Source organism: Dactylosporangium sp. NPDC051087, from assembly GCF_055586325.1.
On the sequence record NZ_JBVJIJ010000017.1, the window covers coordinates 144,238 to 163,469 of the forward strand.

A 19,232-nucleotide genomic window follows, 5' to 3' on the forward strand; every position below is an offset into this window, starting at 1 on the left:
GCTGCTCCAGTCGGGCTATCGGGCGGGCAGGTCTTCGGGGGCGAGCAGGACGAGGTCGTCGCCGGTGGCGTCGGGGAGCTCGGCGACGCGTTGCGCCTGGCGTTCGGTCATCTCCTGGAAGACCTGGCGGGCCAGGCGGCCGTTGCCGAAGCCCTCACCGCGGGGCAGGGCGGTGAAGTAGTCGCCGAGGCCACCGCGGGCGGCGTCGGTGAGTTCGTACTGGTGGCCGGCGGCCTGGTGTTCGACGATGGCGACCAGCTCGGGGGTGTCGTAGTCGTCGAAGTGCAGGGTGCGGGTGAAGCGTGAGGCCAGGCCCGGGTTCGCGCCGATGAAGCGGTCCATCTCGCCCGGGTAGCCGGCGACAATGACGATGACGTCGTCGCGGTGGTCCTCCATCATCTTGACGAGGGTGGCGATGGCCTCCTGGCCGAAGTCGTTGCCGCCGTAGCGGGGCACGAGCGAGTAGGCCTCGTCGATGAAGAGGACGCCGCCGAGGGCGCTGGTGACGGCGGCGGCGGTCTTCGGGCCGGTGTGACCGACGTATTCGCCGACGAGGGCGCTGCGGTCGACCTCGACGAGGTGGCCGCGGCGCAGCAGGCCGAGGGCCTTGAGCAGCCGGCCGTAGAGGCGGGCGACGGTCGTCTTGCCGGTGCCGGGGTTGCCGGCGAAGACCAGGTGCCGGCTCAGCGGCGGGGCGGGCAGGCCGGCCTCCTCGCGGCGGCGGACGGTCTGCATGAGCTTGACGAGCGTGCCGACGTCGCGTTTGACCCGGTCGAGGCCGACCAGCTCGGCCAGCTCGCCGAGCAGGTCGTCGAGCGACAGCTCGTCCGGGGCGGGGACGGCGGTGACCGCCGGGGACGTGGCCGGCGACGCGACCGCGGTGACGGCGTCGTGGATGCGGCAGTCCTCGAACACCGGGTCGGTGGCGGTGTCGACGTGCAGGCCGGCGAAGCCGGTCGCGGTCACGTCGCACCGGGTGAACTGCCCGCCGGCGCCCTGGGCGACGTAGATGCCGTTCTTCGCGACGCCGTCGACGCGCAGCCCTTCCACCCGCGGGCGGGAGCCGGTCCACGCGACCAGTCCGGAGCCTCCCCCGCCGGTGACGTCGGCGGCGGTGATCAGGACCGGGGCGGCCGTGTCGATCACGATGCCCGCGGCACCCGCGTCGGTGACCCGGCCACCGGTCAGGGTGAGCGCGCCGCCGGCGACGACCTCGAAGCCGACCTCTTTGGGCCGCAGGACGGCGCACTGGCGCAGGTCGGCGGGGGACGAGGAGGCGATCCGCACGCCGGTGGCGACGTCGGAGATCGTGCAGCCGGCCGCGGTGAGGGAGGCGCGGTCGCCGGCGTGCAGGCCGGTCAGGGTGAGGTCGCGCAGGTCGCAGTCGGTGAGCGTGACCCGGGACTGCTCCACGGCGTGCACGCCGTGCTCGGCGCCGTGCCGCACCCGGCAGGCGGTGAGCTGCACGTCGGCGGTGCCGCCGGTGTGCACGGCGCTGAACCCGGCGCTGGTGAGGTGGCAGCCGTCGAGGACGGCGCGGGCGGCGCCGACGGCGAGGAGCGCGTTGGCGGAGGCGTCGCGGACGGTGCAGCCGGCCGCGGTGAGCTCGGCATCGTCGGTGACGACGAGACCGCTGGCGCCCGGCCCGGTGATGCGGCAGTCGGTGAGCCTGACCCGGGCGGCGCCGGACACCTGGACGGCGGCGGCGCCGGGCAGGTCGATGCGGGACTCGTCGGCGACGACGGCCGCGGCGTCCTCGACGAGGAGCCCGTCGCGGCCGGCCCGGTCGATCCGGCAGTCGGTGAGACTGAGCCGGGCGGTGCCGCGGACGCGGATCCCGGATCCGTCGGTGGCGCGGACGAGGAGCCGGACCGCGGCGAACTGGGCGGCGCCGGACAGCACGATCCCGACCCCGGCGACGGTCTCCAGGCGCACGTCGAAGCCCTCGGCCTTGACGTCGCCGGCGAGGTGCAGCGCCGTGCCGGCGGCGCCGTGCACGGCGACGTCGCGCAGGACGACGGCGGCGACGGCGTCGGCCGCGCGGGCCTCGATCCGGCCGCCGTGCACCTCGACGTGGTCCAGGATGACGCCGGCGCCGTCCTGGACCGACACGGCGGGGCGGGACGGGTCGGTCCCGCGCACGACCAGCCCGGTGACGGTGGCGGCCGCGGCGGTGAGGGTCAGGGTGCCGATCTCGACGCTGCCGGTGCCGTGCTCCGGGCGCAGGTGCACGTCGCGGTCGAGGTGGACCGGCTCGGGATAGCGGCCCGGCGCGACCACGACGGTGTCGCCGGGCGCGGCGGCGCGCACGGCCTCGGCGATCGTCCGGTGGGTGCCGCGGCCGCCACGGGCGCCGGAGACGGTCAGGACCCTGGTCATCCGGCGTAGTACCAGGGGTTGTCGTGCATGCGGAACTCCTTGAGGAGCTGCGACGTGACCGTCTTCTCGATGATCTTCCAGGGCAGCTGGAACGCGAACTCGGCGACGCCCTGGCGGTGGAACGCCCGGCCGCCGAGGCCGGAGTTGAAGAGCGTCTTGGCGATGCTGGTGGTGACGGCGCCGGTGACTCCGGCGGCGGCGGACAACAGCCCGTCGTAGACGGCGGCGCCGCCGGTCAGGTAGACGGTGTTGCCGTTGGCGTCGGTGATGCCGAAGACGGCCGCGTTCATGCTGCCGTTGACGAAGCCGGTGAGCCCGGCGACCGGCACGTTGAACGCGAAGTCGTAGGTGCCGCCGCGCCAGCGGGTCGCGGTCTCGTTGCCGGCCCACTCGTTGGACCAGTGCTTGTCGTGGTTGAGCGGCTTGCGGTGCCAGCCCTTGCCGCCGTCGATGTTGGCGAGGCCGGCCTTCCAGTCGCCGGAGCGTTGCATGGCGCCGAACTTGTTGTCGTGCACGAGCGAGCCGACGGCCTGCTTCACGGCCGCGCCGACGGCGGCGTTGGCGAACGCCTTCAGCACGTCCTTGCCGTTGAACTGGGTGCCGGCGATCGCGTCGACGATGCCGTTGACGGCGAGGTTCGCGGCGAACTCGAGCAGGAACTCCTGGGAGAACTCCAGGGCCGCCTTCTGCAGGGCGAGCTTCCAGTACGGCTCGTACAGGGCCTCGGTGTGCGTGCCGAGCCGCAGCTCGCCGCCCCACTCCATGCGGTTGGCCTCGCGGATGCGCCGATTCCAGCCGCGCACCTCGGTGACGCCGCCGCGGTAGTCGAGCTCGCGGCCGACGCGCTCCCAGCCCCCGCCGGCGCCGCGTTCGAAGACGTAGCCGTCGTCGGTGCGGCGGGCGATGGTGAGCCCGGTGTTGTCGTACTCGCGCCACTGCCCGCGCCAGGCGTCGCGCTCCAGGAACCCGGTGCCGAACTGCGCGCGCTCCCGGACGGTGGCGCCCATGTCGAACTCGCGCCACACGCCGGGGGTGCCGACGGTGTACTCGCGGATCCGGCCGATCTCCGCGCCCGCCGGGATCTCCCGGACCACGACCACGGCACCGGCGCCGTCGGTGACCTCGTCGCGGAAGCGGGTCGCGCCGCCGAACCAGTCGGCGACCCAGCCGCCGGCGCCGTTGCCGGCGTTGGTGTCCCACCAGCGGCGCAACGGGTTGGCGCCGGGTGCCGCCGCCACGTTGCCGTACTTGTCGATCTTCCGCCACTGCCATTCGTGCCCGCCGCCGGGCAGGTCGACCCGCCACGAGTCGACGTGGCCGCCACCGTCGAGCATCCGGCGCTCACGGATGAGGACCTGGTGGCCGTCGGCGCCGCGGACCGTGTCGCGGAACGAGTCGTCGTAGGTGGTGTGCGGGCCGTTGAAGCCGCGCCCGTACTCGCGCGTGCCGGTCTGCCCGGCGCCGTCGCGCCACTGCCAGGTGCGGCTGTCGCTGCGCGCGTCGTAGCCGGACCAGCTCCACGCGCCGGCGCGCTCCGGGGCGGCGGCCTCGACCCGGCGGACGCCGCCGGCCGGGTCCGGCCAGTCGTCGCCACGGCCGATGACCACGCCGTGCGGGTCCTTGCGCACCCAGACGCCGGTGCCTTCGTGCGCGGCGCCGCGGCTGGCGAACCCGCCGTCGGCGGCACCGGCGGCGGGCGGGCGGTGGAACTCCTTGACCGAGCCGTCGGCGTACCCGGCGCGGGCGACGAGGTGCTGCTGGCCGCCGAACTCGTACCAGTTGCCCTGCTGCCGCCCCGGGACGAACCGGTCCTCCCAGATCCGGCCGTCGGGGTGCGGGCCGACGTTGACCCGGTGCCCCGACAGGTTGCCGTTGCCCTCGGTCCACGGGATGCGGTTGGCGTCGTGGGCCGCGCCGCCCGGGAGCGGGACGGTGTCGTGGCCGACCTTCAGGGTGTTGCCGTGGTCGAGCTTGGCGGTGGAGCGCACGAACCGGCCGGCGTTGGTGAAGTCGTAGGAGGCGTCGTTCATGCCGACGAACCGGAAGCCCTGCGCCCGCACGTTGCCGTGGACGTCGAGGCGGCGCCACTCGTAGAGCTGGAAGCGGGTGTCGGTGCGCAGGTGCGGGTTGGCGCGGAACACGTCCTCGTCGACGCCGGCGAGGAACCTGCGGGCCCACTGCGGCGGCCGCTGCTCCGACCACCGGCGGGTCTCCAGGCGGTCGCCGCCCGGCAGCGCCTCGAGCTTCCCGGCGTCCTTGCCGTGCGGGGAGTGCGCCTGCCACGTGTCCCGGCGCACGCCACCGGCGCCGAGGTCGAACTGCTGATACACGCCGGCGTTCGCGGGGCCGTGCGCGGTGCCCCACTGGCGCTGCACGACCGGCCCGGGGTTGCCGCCGGCCGGGGGCAGCCGGTCGGTCCAGCCGCCGTCGCGGTCCAGGGTGCGGGGGCCGTGACCGAGCCGGTTGCCGGCGTCGTCGAAGCGGTGCCAGGTCCAGTCGCCGAGGGCGCCGCGCAGCCCCACGACGTCGCCGCCGCCGAGGCCCTGCCGGAACTCGTGCACGAGCCGGCCGCGGTGGTCGACGTCCCGCCAGCCGGCGGCGTTGGTGTCGAACCTGCGCACACCGTGGTCGACGACCCGGCCGTCCGGGGTGAGCTCCACCCACTGCGGGCGCTGCGCGGTGCGGCCGAAGTCGCCGTCGATGCGGCGGAACACGTCGAGGCTGGTGCCGCCCGGGATCGGGCGCCGGTCGAAGACCTCGACGCCGGACCGGTTGAGCAGCCGGACCCGCCCCGAGCCGGCGGCGGCCGCGTCGACGGTCCCGGCGTGGAACGCGCCGGCGGGCAGCTGGACGCCGTTGTCGGCGAGGTGCCAGGTCCGGCCGGTGGCGTTGACGACGAACTGCCGGGTGGTGGGTGCCGCGTCGCGCAGCACGTTGAAGGACTGCTCCAGGAGGTTGCCGGCGGCGTCGTACCGGCGGAACTCCCCGGCGTGCAGGCCCAGCTGGTCGGTGACCCGGTGGCCGGCACCGTCGGCGGCGACCTGGAGGCCCTGGATCCGCACGCCGGCGAGATCCTCGACGTGCCCGGCACCGCCGGCGGCCGGGGTGACCACGACCCGGTCGGCCCGGCCGGCGAGGTTGTGCACCGGCGTGCCGGTCACGAGGTGGGTACCGGCGCCGTCGAAGCGCTGGAACGCGTTGCCGCCGAGCGTGTCCGTGATCTGGGTGCCGCCGCCGTGCGCCGTGACCGTGAACCGGGGGTCGGTGACCTCGACGCGAGCGGCCGCGCCGCCGGTCGGCTGGACGTGGAACCGGTCGCCGAGCACGTTGCCGCCCGCGTCCCGCAGCGGCCGGCCGGTCTCGGTGAGCGCGCCGGTGCCGTCGAAGCGCTGGAAGCCGTGGTGCGCGGCGGTGTCCGTCACCTGGAACCCGCCGCCGTGCGCCGCGACCGTGTACCTGGGATCGGTGACCTCGATCCGGCCGCCGGCGCCGTGCGCGTCCGTCACCCAGAACCGGTGGTCGAGGACCCCGCCGCCCGTGTCGGTGAGCGGGCGGCCCGTCGCGGTCAGGGTGCCGGCCTGGTCGAACCGCTGGAACGCGTGGTGCGCCGCGGTGTCGGTGACCTGGAACCCCGGCCCGTGCCCCGCGACCGTGAACCTGGCGTCGGTGACCTCGATGCGGGCCGGCGCACCGCCGACCGGCTGGACGTGGAAGCGGTCGCCGAGCACGCCGCCGCCCGCGTCCCGCAGCGGCCGGCCGGTCTCGGTGAGCGCGCCGGTGTGGTCGAAGCGCTGGAAACCATTGTGTGCGGCCGTGTCCGTCACCTGGAACCCGCCGCCGTGCACGGCCGTGGTGAACCTGGGGTCGGCGACCTCGACGGTGTGCCCGCCGGGGCCGTGGGTCACGACGAACTGGCCGCCGACGGGGGCGCCGGTCGCGTCCCGCAGCGGGCGGCCGGTGGCCGTCGCGGTGCCCGTGGCGTCGAAGCGGTGGAAGCCGGCGCCGTCGGCGACCTGGAAGCCGTCGCCGTGCTGCGTGATCGCGTGGCCGCCGGTGCTCTCGATCCGCACGCCGCCCATGGCGTACCCGCCGACCGGCTCCACCACGAACCGGCCCTGCAGGTCGTGCCCGTCGAGCCCGCGCAGGACCGTGCCGACCTCGGTGAGGTCGCCGTCGGCGTCGAAGCGGCGGAACCCGGTGCCGCCGCCGATCTGGTACCCGCCGTCGAACTCCGTCACGGTCAGGTGCGGCACCACGGCGCCGTCGTCGTCGATCAGCCGCAGCTGCACCGCACCGGCCGCGTCGACGTGCTCGTCGACCCGCAGCCCGAGCCCGCCACCGTCGGCGCCGCGGAGCACGACGTGCCCGTCGATCGGCGCGCCGGCCCACAGGTCGTCGACGATCCGCGAGAGGTTGCCGCCGCCACCGAGCAGCCGCGGCCGGTCCCGCAGCGAGCTGGCGGTGAGCTCGGAGATCCGGGCGTCCATCGCGGCCGGGTTGACGCCGAGGCCGCGCAGCTCGGTCTCCAGGCGTTCGACGCGCATGAGGGCGGCCTGGTGGGCGTTGCCGGCGTGCACGTGGGCGATGCCCGGGCCGCTGGACGACTGCCCGGGCCGGGCCTGGATGTCGTTCCAGAGTGCCTCGACGCGACCGAGTTCGTTGCGGGCTCCCGTGTACTGGCCCCAGGTCTCCAGGCGTTGCCGGCGCAGCGGATCGTCCATGGCGCCGAACAGCCCGGCGATGCGGTTGCTGTCCCGCTGCCAGGCGGCGTCCAGCTGCGCGCCGGTCGGGCGGGCGTTCGACACCGGCGGGGCCGGGGTGGCGCCGGCGTCCCGGACCGCGGCGCCGCCGGTGTGCGGCGCGCCCCGGCCGATCTGCGTCTGCAGCAGGCCGAGCGCGAGGGTGACGGTGACCGGGTCGACGCCGGCGTCCGCCGCGCCGCCGCCGGGTGGGGTGGCCGGCCCGGGGTCGATGTCGCTGCCGGCCCGTCCGCCCGGACCCAGGTCGACGCCGGTGCCGGCCCGTCCACCCGGACCTGGGTCGATGCCGGTGCCGGCCCGTCCGCCCGGGCCCGGGTCGACGCCGGTGCCGGTGCGGACCGTGTTGTCCACGCCGTTCAGGGCTCGGACGTCGACGGCGAGCTGGGCGACCGGGGGCGGGGGCTGCACACCGGCGAGGTGGGCGGGGCTGCCCGACGCGCCGGTGGGCACGTGGACCGCGGGAGTGCCGGCGGTGTGCGGGCCGTGGACCGCCGGGGCACCGGGGTCGCGCGGGGGCGGGCCGTGCAGGGCGGACGGATCGGCCCTGTGCGGCACCGGGGTGTGCGGGACGACCAGCTCACCGTTGTGCGGCGCCGCGTGCAGCGCGCCGTTCACGTCCGCCGGGGCGCCGGCGACATGGGTCGGGGCGCCGTTCGACCCGGGCGGGCCGCCGGCGAAGTGCGCCGGGGCGCCGATCGAGCCGGGCGGAGCGCCTTCGAGATGGGCCGGAGTCGCGGACAGGCCCGGGACACCGTTCGAACTGGGCGGGCCGCCGGCGAGGTGGGTCGGGACCGTGGCGCCGTTCGGGCCGGGCGGGGCGCCGGCGAGGTGGGCCGGGGTCGTGGCCGGGGCGCCGGGATGGGCGGAGACGCCGTCGAGGCGGGTGACGACGAACTGCGACACCGGCGGGGTGTCGAGGCCCCGGCTCACGGCGCCGAGGTCCTGCGACACGTGCTGGGCGCCGATCGCGAGGCCCGTGTGGTCGCCGATGCGGGCGCCGGCCCCGTTGACCGCGCCACCCGGGGTGCCGATCAGCGTGTGCGCGGTGGGCGCCGCACCCGGGTGCTGGGCGAGCAGGTCCATCGCCCCCGCGTGCGCCGAGGGCGGCGGGCCGAGGTGCAGGCCGTTGTGCACCGACGGGACCGGGGTGGCGTGCGTGAGGGTGCCCGGCGTGATCGCGTCCCCGAGCGCGACCGGCGCGGGACCGCTGTGCGTGAACCCGCCCGGCGCCGGTACGCCGTTCGCGATGACCGCCGGTGGGGGCGCGGCATTTGCCGGTACCGGAGAAACACCGGCATGCGTGAGACCCGCCGGTGGCGGCACGGCCGTCGCGAGGACCGGCGCGGCGCCCGCGTGGGTGAGCCCGGACGGCGGCGGGACGGCGTTGGCGAGGACGCTCGACGGCGGGACGGCGTTGGCGAGGACGGCGCCCGGCGGGGTCAGGTGGACGGCGCCCGCCATGGAGCCGGTCTCACCGAGGTGGACGCCGCCGAGCAGTGCGCTCGGCGGCGGGGCGGTGACCGCGGAGATAGCCGGCAGGTGCAGGTTGCCGCCGACGCCCGCGTGCTGCGCCGGCGACACCGGCTGCAGGTGCACGCCGGCGCTGACGCCCGTGCCGGGGTCGATCGTGTGCAGGGGCGGCATGCCGATGGTCATGCCCTCCAGCCGCACCCGGCTCAGCGTGTCCATCGGCGACAGCATGATGGCGTCGATGCTGCGGACCGCGTCGCCGCTGAAGTGGAAGCCGTCGCCGATCGTGCTGTGCAGCTGCATCGCCGGCGGGGTCGGGGTGATCCTGCCGATGCCCTCGAACGACCCGACGTTGACGGTCTCGATGCGGGGCGGGACGGTGAGGTTGCCGGTGCGCACGTCGTTGAGATCCAGGTGTACGCCGCCGCCCCCGCTCTCCGGGAGGAAGACGTGCGGTCGGGGCAGGCCGTACAGGTGATGCCCCATGACGCCGCGGTCGAAGACGGCGAGCTTCGTCGCCTTCCACACGCCGAGGTGCAGCTCGTCGGCCTCGGCGGGCAGGAAGAGCCGCAGCCAGCGGTTGCCGCCGAACTCGGTCTTCAGGAACGTCCAGGTGCTGGCGCCGAACTTGGCGACCATCGAGGGCACGCCCGTGGCGAAGGCCTGGATCCCGCGGACGCCGTTGACGATGAAGAGCCCCGTCTTCGACAGCGCGATGCCGGTGAGGGCGGGCAGGTCGGTGATGCCGGTCCGCAGCCACAGGGCGCCGTTGCGGATCCAGGTGCCGGCGACGGTCGCGATGTCGTGCAGTCCTGGGAAGATCACGAAGGGGTGGCTGATGATGCCGCGGAACGCGTTGCCGAAGAACTTGAACACCGCGAACGCGCCGGCCTTCAGCCCGTTCCAGGCGAACTTCGCGCCGGCGGCGATGATCTGGAAGATCGGCACGGCCCGGGTGGTCGGGGCGAGAATGCCCAGGGCGGAGAGGAAGAACTCCAGCGCGGTGGCGTTGCCGTGGGCGAAGTCGACCGCGGTCTTGATGAACAGGGCCAGGTTGACGCCGATGGCCACGAGCGCGATCGGGCCGCCGAAGACCAGCGCCGGCAGGATCAGGGCGATCGCGATCCACTTGAAGATCTCCCAGAACTCCTCGCAGCCGGAGACGGGCTGCTTGATGTTCTGGTACGCCTCGACGATCCGGTTCGACGCGGTGTCGGCCGCGGCGCTCTGCTGCTCCCCCGCGGTGCGGGCGGTGTCGGTGAGCGCCGGCCGGCCGGGGTCGTCCTCGGTCATCCCGCGGGCCTGGTTGAGGGCCTGGTCGGCGCGCCACTGCTCGTCGCGCATCACCGCCACGTAGGTGGTGAGCGCCGCCGCCGACCACTCGAACGCCTCGGCGAGGCTCTGCACGAAGCCGCGCAGCCGGCCACTGATCTTCTCCCGCAGCGCCTCGGCGGTCTTGCCGGCGAACGCCTCCGGGCCGGCGGTGTCCAGGACGGCGGCGAGCGCGGTGTCGACCTCGCGGGCGACGGTGCCGAGGCTGCGCAGCGAGGCGATGACCTCGTCGATCCGGGCGGGGTCGCCGGGGGTCGGGTCGCCGCCGAGGCCGACCTTGTCCCAGTCGGTCGGTCGTGGCACGCGGACACCCCCTCGCTCCGGATCTGCATGACCACGTGTGAACCCGCCGGACGGTTCACACGTGGTCGAGGCGGGACCACGAGAGGAGGCCGCGTTGCCCGACTTCGCCATCGACTACGGGCTGTTGCACGAGGCCAAGAAGGACCTGCACGATCTCGCCGACCGGATCGGGCCGAAACTCGGCGACACGGTGTTCTCGCAGGTCGGCAGTATCGAGTACGAGGACTCGGACGCGGTGTTCGGCAACGACGGACTGGCTGGGTCGTTTCGCAGCCTGTACCGGATGGCCCAGCACCCGATGAGCAAGGCCGAGGACGACCTGCGGGAGCTCGGTGACATCTTCGGCGCGGTCGCCGACGGGTACTTCGACGTCGACGCCCAGATCGCCAACGGGATGGGCATGATGGGCGCCAGCCTGGACCTGGACCGCTGGAAGGACTCCAAGGACGCCTGGGACTACCTGCAGGCGCACCGCGGTGACTGCGTGCCCGGCCCGGACGGGTCGATGCCGGGCTTCTGCTCCGCGACCGACCCGGGTCCGCCGCCGACCGACTCGACGATCACGACCGAGACGGGATCGGTGCACACCCACCTGACGCTCGACGAGAACTACAACGTGATCAAGGAGGAGACCACGGTCGTCAACGGCGACCAGCGGTACACCTCGACCACCACGTATTCGGCGGATCGCACGTCGTACACGACGGACACCACCTACAGCGACGGCAGCACGACCCACTCGGTGACGACGACGGGCGAGCACGGCTCCTCGGTGACCGACACCACGGCGGGCGACGGCTCGACCACGCACACCGTCATCGCCCTGAACGAGGGCGGCGGCGGCACGATGACCGTGACCGAGAGCAACGGCACGGTGACCAAGTACACGCGCGGCGATCAGTACGCGCGATGGGACGAGGTCGAGAAGACCACGCCCGAGGACGAGACCGACTACTCCAGCTACCCGATCGGCGTCTGACCGAAGGAGCCCGCCATGCCCAACATCTCACTCGACTACGACAAGATCGAGGCCACCTCGACCCGCCTCGACGGCGCCGTCCGCGACATCCTCCCGATGCTCGAGTCCCTGCGCAGCGACGTGTCCAACCTGCTCGAGGACGGCCTCGTCTTCCAGCAGTCCAGCCCCGCGATGAAGGAGTCCTACGACAAGTTCAACACCAGCCTTCTCGCCGCGATGAAGGGCATCAACGACTTCGCGAAGCAGTTCCGCGACATCCGCACCTCGATGGAGGAGATGGACGTCGACATGGCCGGCAAGATCCGCTCCGCCGGCTCCTGACCCACCCGGCCGCTGCTGGTCCGTTCCCGGGACGGACCAGCAGGGGCAGAGATCAGCCACGCAGGACCCGCCGGGCGACGTCAGCTCCATCGTCGGGTCGCCCGCCTGAGCGGCGGACGAGTCACGCCCGACTAATCCAGGTCGGCCGGGTTGTCCAGCGCCGCCAGGAAGTCGTCCACCAGGTCGGCGGTGTCCTCGATGCCGGTGGAGACGCGGACCAGCCCGTCCCCGATCCCGGTGGCGTCCAGCTGTCCGGCGTCCACGATCCCCGCCCACATCGACCGGGGGTGCACCACCAGGGTGCTGACGCTGCCTAGGCTGGCCGCGCGCTTGGCCAGCCGCAGCCCGGCCAGCAGCGCGGCGACCCCCGCCCGACCCGCCTTCAGGTCGACGCTGAGCACCCCGCCGAAGCCGGTCATCTGCCGTCGGGCCAGCGCCTGCTGGGGATGCGACGGCAGCCCCGGGTAGCGGACCCTGCTCACCGCCGGGTGCCCCTCCAGGGCCCGGGCCAGGGCGAGGGCGTTGGCGTTGTGCCGCTCCACCCGCAGCGGCAGCGTACGGATGCCGCGCAGCAGCAGCCAGGCGTCCACCGGGCCGAGGGTGCTGCCCGTGACGATCGCCGTCTGCCACACCCGGTCGACCAGCTCGGCGGAGCCGACGACCACTCCCGCCGACACGTCGGAGTGGCCGCCGAGGAACTTGGTGCCGCTGTGCCAGACCAGGTCCGCCCCGGCGCTCATCGGACGCTGGTTCACCGGCGTGGCGAAGGTGTTGTCGACCACCATCAGCGCGCCCGCCGCATGGGCCAGCTCGGCCACGGCCGTCAGGTCGGTCAGCTCCAGCAGCGGGTTGCTCGGCGTCTCCACCAGCACCAGGCGGGTCCGCGGACGCAACGCCCGTTCGAACGCCCCGGTGTCGGTCTGGTCGACCTGGGTGCACGAGACCCCGAAGCGTGCCAGCAGGCCGGTGGCGAGCGAGGTGGTGCCGCCGTACGTGCTGCGCTGCACCACCACGTGGTCCCCGGCGGAGAGCAGGGCCAGCGCGACGGTGCTGATCGCGCCCATCCCGGAGGCGGTGACCAGCCCCGTCTCCGCGCCCTCCAGCTCGGCGACCACGGCGGCCACCTGGGCGTGGTTGGGGTTGCCGTACCGGGTGTAGAAGCTGCTGCCCCTGGTCTCGGTGGCGATCGCGGTGAACCGCTCGTCGGACTCGGCGCTGAAGGTCACGCTCTGCACGATCGGTGGCGCCACCGCCCCGCCCGGGATCAGGTCGTCGTCGCCGTGCACGGCGGTGGTGCCGAAGCCGTCAGGCATCGCGGGCGACCCTGTCCAGCAGCGCGGCGTAGCTTCCCAGCGTCACGAACTCGGGCAGCGTGAGGTCGCTGCCGTGGCGCTGCCGCAGCACGGTGACCAGCCGCAGCGCGCGCAGCGAGTCGCCGCCGGCGGTCACGAAGTCGGTGGCCGGGTCGCGCGGCGCGGCCCCGAGCACCTCCTGCCAGGCCGCCGCCACCCGGGGCGCCCACCGGGCCCGCGCGTCGTCGGCGGCCGCCGGTCCGCGGGTGGCCACGGCCGGCAGCGGCGCGGCCGGGTCGGCCGCCAGCAGCCGGCGGAAGCCGTCGGCGAAGGTCTCCACCCGGTCCGCGGTGACGTGCCGGTGGTCGTACTGGACGGTGAGGGCGAGGCGGCCGGTCTCGGCGTCCAGTTCGGCGTCGGCGGCGAGGCTGAACGCCACGTCCACGGTGATGCCCCGGCTGTCGACGATGCGGCTGCCGCCGCCGGCCGGCCCGTTCGGGAAGTGGGTCCAGTTGAAGAAGTGGTCGAAGCGGGGGCCGGCCCCACCGGCGCGGACGATCTCGGCGAGCGGGAAGCGGTGGTGTCCCATCAGCTCCCGCTCGACCCGCCACACCTCGGCGGCCAGCTCGGCCAGGGACCGGGTGCCCAGCTGCACGCTCACCGGCAGGGTGTTGAGGAACAGTCCGAGGGTGGCGTCGCTGCCGTCCCCCTCCGGCCGGCCGCCGACCACCAGGCCGCTGACCACGTCGTCCCGGCCGGAGAGCTCGCCGATCAGCCGCAGGTGGACGGCGAGCAGCCAGGACTTGATCGGCACCCCGGCGGTCCGGGCCGCGTCGGTGACCGTGCCGGTCGTGTGCTCCTGGAGCGGCACCCGCCGGGTGGTGGTGGTCCGTGGGTCGGGCCCGCCGAGCAGCAGCGGCGGCACCGCGCCGGGGCCGTCCAGCCAGAACCGGCGGGTGACCGGGTCGGCGAGGGCGCGCCGCTCGGCCGCCACGTACTCCCGGAACGGCAGGCCGGGGCGGGCCGGGCGGGCCGTGCCGCCCCGCTCCCGGTCGTACGCGGCGAGCAGGTCGGCGAGGAACAGGTGCAGGCTCCAGCCGTCGAGGATGGCGTGGTGCTCGGCGACGATCAGGGTGAACGCGTCGGCGTCCTCGCGGACGGCGTGCAGCCGCAGCAGCGGCGGGCCGGTCCAGTCGAACGGGCGTACCCGCTCCTGCGCCACCAGCTCGTCGACCCGCGCCCGGCGGGCCTGCGGATCGGCGCCGGCCAGGTCCGTCACCGGCACCTCGACCGGCACGTCCGCGTGCACGAGCTGCAACGGCTCGGAGTACGCGCCCAGCGCGAACCCGGTCCGCAGCACCGGGGCGGCGGCCACCAGACCGGCCAGCGCGCGACGCAGCGCCGCGGCGTCCAGCGGCGCGGTGATCCGGTGCGCGGTGACGTTGTGGTACATCGCCGGGTCGCCGGTCAGCTCGCAGTGGTAGAGCATGCCCTGCTGCAGTGCGGTCATCGGGTACGCGTCGGCGAGCCCGGCCGGGAGCAGTGCCCGGTCGGCGGCGGTGACCAGCGCGAAGCGCGCGGCCTGCCCCACCTCGGCGGCCGGGGTGCCATCGACACCCGTGAGGGTGATCTGCCCGTGCGTGACGAGCTCCCGGATCGACTGGTACGTGAAGATGTCGTTGAGCGGGAAGGACAGCCCCCGCTTGTTCGCCGCGACCTGCATCTGGATGCTGCGGATGGAGTCGCCGCCGAGGGTGAAGAAGCTGTCGGTCACGCCGACGGTCGCCGCCCCGAGGACCTCGCGCCACGCCTCGACCAGGATCTCCTCGGCCCGGTTCTCGGGCGTCACCGCCGCGCTGTCGCGGGGCCGGTCGATGCGGGGCGCGGGCAGCGCCGCCCGGTCGAGCTTGCCGTTGCGGGTCAGGGGCAGCTCGTCGAGGAGCACCACCGCGGCCGGGACCAGGTGGGCCGGGAGCCGGTCGGCCAGCCAGCCGGTCAGGCGCTCCTGCAGCGGGCGGGCCGGCGGCTCGGGCGGGACGACCACCGCCGGGCGCGGATCGGCGGCGTACTGCGGGCGCACCGCGTGCAGGGTGTGCCGGTCGGTGCCGGCGAGCAGGTCGTCCTGCCGGGTGACGACGTCGAAGCCGCGCTTCTCGAAGAACGCGATCAGCTCGTCCAGCCGGCCCTCGGTGCCGGTGCCGGCCGCGTCGTGCACCTCCATGGCGACCTGGGCGACCAGCGGCCAGTGCCGGTCCTCCAGCCCGGCGAGCACGTCCGCCTCGGCGCGCTGCACGTCGATCTTCAGCAGGTCGATCCGCTCCAGGGCGAGCTCGTCGAGGACGGCCGACAGCGGCCTGACCGGCACGGTGAGCTCCCGGCCGGCGAAGCGTTCCGCGAGCAGTTCGTCGACCCGGTCGAGCAGGACGTCCCGCTCGTCCGCACCGGCGTCCCGTTCGTTGGCGAGGTACCGCTTGATCACCGCCACCTCGGCGTCCGGGTCGGCGTACACTGCGTGGCCGGACATCATCGAGTAGCCCGGGTAGTAGGTGAAGGACACCTCGCCCGGCGTCCGGGACAGCCCGTACCCGTGCACCGTGGCCGGTGCGCCGAACTCGGCGACGTTGCGTCGCAGCACGTCGACCACCGACGGCACCGGCTCGAACGCGTGGATGGTCGCGTCCGGGCAGACGCTGTGGACGAAGAGCGAGAACATGCCGATGTTCGCGCCCACGTCGAGCACGGTCGCCCCGGGCAGCAGCACGATGCCGTCGCGCAGGTAGACCTGCTGGACGAAGATCTCGTCGTAGAGGTAGCGGGTCTCGTGCGGGTTGATCCCGGCGATCCGTTCCAGGTCGACGGCCGCAGCCCGGCTCCCCGGCCGGACGTAGGCGACGAGCCGGTCGGCGTGCCCGTCGTCGTCGCGGGCCACCACGGCGGCGTCGGCGACCTCCGGGTGCTCGCGCAGGACCGCGGCGACCTCGCCGGGCTCCACCCGGAAGCCGTGGATCTTCACCTGGTCGTCCAGGCGGCCCAGGTACCGCAGCCGGAGGTCGGCGTCGAAGCGGACCCGGTCGCCGGTGCGGTACACCAGTTCGGTGCGGCCGGACGGCAGGGCCACCGGCACGAACCGCCGCGCGGTGGTCTCCGGGTCGCCCAGGTACCCGTCGGCGAGCTGCGGCCCGCTGACGCAGAGTTCCCCGGCCACGCCCGGCGGCACCGGCAGCAGCCGCTCGTCGAGCACCCAGACCGCGACGCCGGGCAGCGGCCGGCCGATGGTCGGGGCGTCCCCGGTGCGCACCCGCGCCGCGCTGGTGTCCACCGTGCATTCGGTCGGGCCGTACAGGTTGACCGCGCGGACGCCGGGCAGCGCCGCCACCGTCTCCCAGAGGTCCGGCGGGATGGCCTCCCCGCCGAGCAGCAGCAGGCCGGGCAGCCGGGTGTCGCCCGCGCCGGCGAGCAGGATGCGCAGGTGGGACGGAGTCAGGTCGAGCACGTCGACGTCGTGGTCGGCCAGCGCGGCGGCCAGCGCCGCCCCGTCCCGGCGGATCTGTTCGGGCACGAGGTAGAGGCTGCGGCCGTGGCCGAGCTGCACGAGCTGCTTCACCGAGGCGTCGAAGGTGAGGGGCGCGTTCACCGCCACCCGCAGCCCCGGGCGGCTGTCCGCGTACACGGTCCGCTCCAGGGCGTCGGCCAGGTGCGCGGCGGCGCGGTGCGACACCTGCACCGGGCGGGGCGTGCCGGTGGAGCCGGAGGTGAAGATCACGTATGCCGGGTCGGCCGGGGCCGGCACCGCGGCGGACGGCCGGTCACCGGCCGCGACCAGCTCGTCGACCGTCACGACGGTCACTGTTGAGGGCCCGCCGGCGCCGACGACGACCTCCGCGCCGACCGCGCGGATCTGGGCGGCGAGGCGTTGCGCCGGGGCGTCCGGGTCCAGCGGGACGAACACCGCCCCGGCCCGCAGCACGCCGAGGAACGCCACGACGGTGTCCCGGGACCGGGTGGCCAGCACCCCGACCGGTACGCCGGCCAGTCCCCGCGCGGCCAGCGCGCCGGCCAAGCGCCCGGCCCGTTCGCGCAGCTCACCGACGGTGTGTTCGCCGTCCGCGGCGACCACCGCCACGGCGTCCTGGTCGGTGCCGGCGAGGCCCGCGTCGAGCAGGTCGACGAGGGTCCGCACCGGCGCGTCGGACGTGGTCCCGGCCGCGCCGGCCAGCCAGCGGGCCTCCCCGTCGCCGAGCACGACCGGCGGGACGCCCTCGGTGAGCGCGGCGGGCAGGGTCCGCAGGATCGTCAGCAGCGTGTCGAGCAGCCACTGCCCGCCGAGCACCCGCAGGGTGACCTGCTCGCCGTCGGTCAGCGCGGTGAGCTGCGGGCCGGCGGCCGGCGGCGGGGCGGCGACCTCCACCGCGACGCCGTCGAGGCCGGCCACGGTGGCCGGGTCCACGGCGGGCAGCACCGCGAAGCCGGCGACGGCCCCGGATTGCTCGCTCACCGGTTCGACCAGGTGGAACGTGTCGTCGGCGGCGACCTCGGCGGCGCGGACGAGGGTCAGCAGGTCGGCGGGGGCGGCGGGCAGCGGCAGGGCCAGCCGGAGCGGGCCGTAGCCGCCCAGCGGGCCGACCACCTCGGCGGTGCCGGCGGCCTGGCGGCCGTCGCTCCACCGGGCCAGCACCAGGTCCGCCTCGTCGGCCCCGTCCGGTGCCTCGGCCCGGCGGGAGACCGCGAGGGCCCAGGCGGCCAGGAGCACGGTGGCCGGCTCGACACCCGCGGGCCGGGCGGCGGCGGCCAGGGCGGCGGCGGGCACGGACGCGGTGACCACCGCGCTCGGGTCGTCCCCGTGCGGGGTGACCAGCCGCGCGGCCGGGGCGGTGGGCGCGGGGGCCGGGGCCTTCTCCCGCTCCTCGAGCTGCCACTCGGCGACGTCGAGGAACTGCAGCGCCTCGGGGTCGTCCGGCAGCGCCTCGCCGGCGTAGGCCCGGGCCAGGTCCGCGAGGACCAGGCGCAGGCCGGCCGGGTCGGCGATCAACGGGATGGCGGCCAGTTCCAGGGCGTCGTCGGTGAGGGTGACGGACAGGTCGCCCTGCGCGCCGACCACCACGGCGCGGCTGTCGTCCACGTCCTGCAACGGCACCCGCAGGCCGGGGTGGTGCACCAGGGTCAGCCGCAGTGCCTCGTGCCGGGCCACCACCGTGTCGACGGCGGCCTGCAACCGCGCCCGGTCCAGCGGCCGGCGCAGCCGGATCCGGGCCCGGACCAGGTCCTGCTTCCCCGACCAGGCCAGCCGCTGGATCGGCGACAGACGGTACCCGTTCACAGCACACTCCGGTTGACGTAGAGGTCGGACATGGCGACGAGGATCTGCCGGTCGCCGCTGAAGGGTTCCCGCCCGTGTGTGGCCAGGAAGTTGTCCACGACCAGCACGTCGCCGCGCTGCCAGGGCACCGAGACGGCGTGCTGCCGGTACAGCTCGCGGATGCCGGTGACCACCTCGTCGGGGATCGGCTCGCCGTCGCCGTAGTACGCGTTGCGGGGCAGCCCTTCCGGGCCGTACTCGCGCAGCAGTGCGCCGGACACCTCCGCCGGCATGTTGGACACGTGGAACAGGTGGGCGTGGTTGAACCAGACCGTCTCCCCGGTCCGCGGGTGGGTGGCGACCGCCTGCCGCCGGGCCCGGGTGCGCAGCCCGTCCCCGTCCAGCCAGGTGAACTCGGTCGCCGAGGCGGCGCAGTACGCCTCCACCTCCGCCCGGCCGGTGGTCTGGAACGCTTCCTGCCAGGGCAGGTCCAGGTGCGGACCGTAGTTGCGCACGTAGCTGACGCCGGAGCGCAGGAACCGCTCCCGCACGTCGGCGGGGATCAGCGGCGTGATGACCCGCTCGCTGGCCAGCGGGGTGGCCCCGCCGCTGCCGGTGGCCGGCTGCGCGCACCAGAAGTAGAGGTAGGTGGGCCAGTTGTGCGAGTAGGACATCTCGTGGTGCAGCGGGATCCAGTGCTCGGCGTTGAACTCGGTGGAGGTGAACACCCGGTCGGCGACCTCGTGGCGGGGCGCGGCCCGCTCCAGGTAGCCGAGCAGGTCCGGGCTGACCGCCCGGGCGGCCTTGCTGAAGTCGTCGGCGGTGCCCACCTCGAAGCCGCGGAAGAGCACCGCGCCGTAGCGGTCCAGCTCCTGCCGCAGTTCCTCGCCCCGGTCGGCGAGCCATCCGGCCAGGTCGAGGTCGGCGACGGTGGCCTCCATGAGCAGCACGAACACGTCGTCCACGAGCACCCGCCGGGACACCGGCGGGGTGACCGTGCCGGTTGCGGGGGGGGGGGGGGGGGGGGGGGGGGGGGAGGGGGAGGGGAGGGGGGGGGGGGGGGGGGGGGGGGGGGGGGGGGGGGGGGGGGGGGGGGGGTA

Annotated in this window: 7 protein-coding genes (1 of these 7 running past the window's edge); 2 read left to right on the forward strand and 5 right to left on the reverse strand. The window is 74.9% G+C overall.

The window, feature by feature from the left end; translation table 11 throughout:
• Window positions 1-15 precede the first annotated feature (15 nt).
• On the reverse strand, window positions 16-2,379 hold the full coding sequence (locus ACZ6TV_RS30695) for a right-handed parallel beta-helix repeat-containing protein (RefSeq protein WP_465300772.1): 2,364 nt from the start codon (window positions 2,377-2,379) through the stop codon (window positions 16-18).
• Window positions 2,376-10,244: a hypothetical protein gene (locus ACZ6TV_RS30700; protein WP_465300773.1), complete on the reverse strand. Its 7,869-nt coding sequence runs from the start codon at window positions 10,242-10,244 to the stop codon at window positions 2,376-2,378. The genes ACZ6TV_RS30695 and ACZ6TV_RS30700 overlap by 4 nt, the downstream gene beginning before the upstream one ends.
• A gap of 94 nt (window positions 10,245-10,338) precedes the next feature.
• Between ACZ6TV_RS30700 and ACZ6TV_RS30705 the strand changes: the two genes are divergently transcribed.
• Window positions 10,339-11,223 carry a hypothetical protein gene (locus ACZ6TV_RS30705; RefSeq protein WP_465300774.1) on the forward strand — a complete coding sequence of 295 codons (885 nt, stop codon included), beginning with the start codon at window positions 10,339-10,341 and terminating at the stop codon, window positions 11,221-11,223.
• A 15-nt stretch (window positions 11,224-11,238) separates the two neighbouring features.
• Window positions 11,239-11,544 carry a WXG100 family type VII secretion target gene (locus tag ACZ6TV_RS30710; protein WP_203844309.1) on the forward strand — a complete coding sequence of 102 codons (306 nt, stop codon included), beginning with the start codon at window positions 11,239-11,241 and terminating at the stop codon, window positions 11,542-11,544.
• A gap of 131 nt (window positions 11,545-11,675) precedes the next feature.
• On the opposite strand, the gene ACZ6TV_RS30715 is transcribed toward ACZ6TV_RS30710, so the two are convergent.
• The 3 genes in view from ACZ6TV_RS30715 to ACZ6TV_RS30725 are tightly spaced (each overlapping or abutting the next) and all read right to left on the reverse strand, a layout consistent with a single transcriptional unit that may run on beyond the window.
• Window positions 11,676-12,857 carry a trans-sulfuration enzyme family protein gene (locus ACZ6TV_RS30715; RefSeq protein WP_465300775.1) on the reverse strand — a complete coding sequence of 394 codons (1,182 nt, stop codon included), beginning with the start codon at window positions 12,855-12,857 and terminating at the stop codon, window positions 11,676-11,678.
• Window positions 12,850-18,153, reverse strand: coding sequence for an amino acid adenylation domain-containing protein (locus tag ACZ6TV_RS30720; RefSeq protein ID WP_465300776.1), 5,304 nt, complete (start codon window positions 18,151-18,153; stop codon window positions 12,850-12,852). The genes ACZ6TV_RS30715 and ACZ6TV_RS30720 overlap by 8 nt, the downstream gene beginning before the upstream one ends.
• A protein-coding gene (locus ACZ6TV_RS30725; RefSeq protein WP_465300777.1) for a TauD/TfdA family dioxygenase crosses the window boundary here: on the reverse strand, window positions 18,150-19,232 show its 3' end. The gene runs 1,104 nt beyond the window's last position; only the last 1,083 of its 2,187 coding nucleotides appear in the window; its start codon lies off the right edge, out of view; the stop codon is at window positions 18,150-18,152. The genes ACZ6TV_RS30720 and ACZ6TV_RS30725 overlap by 4 nt, the downstream gene beginning before the upstream one ends.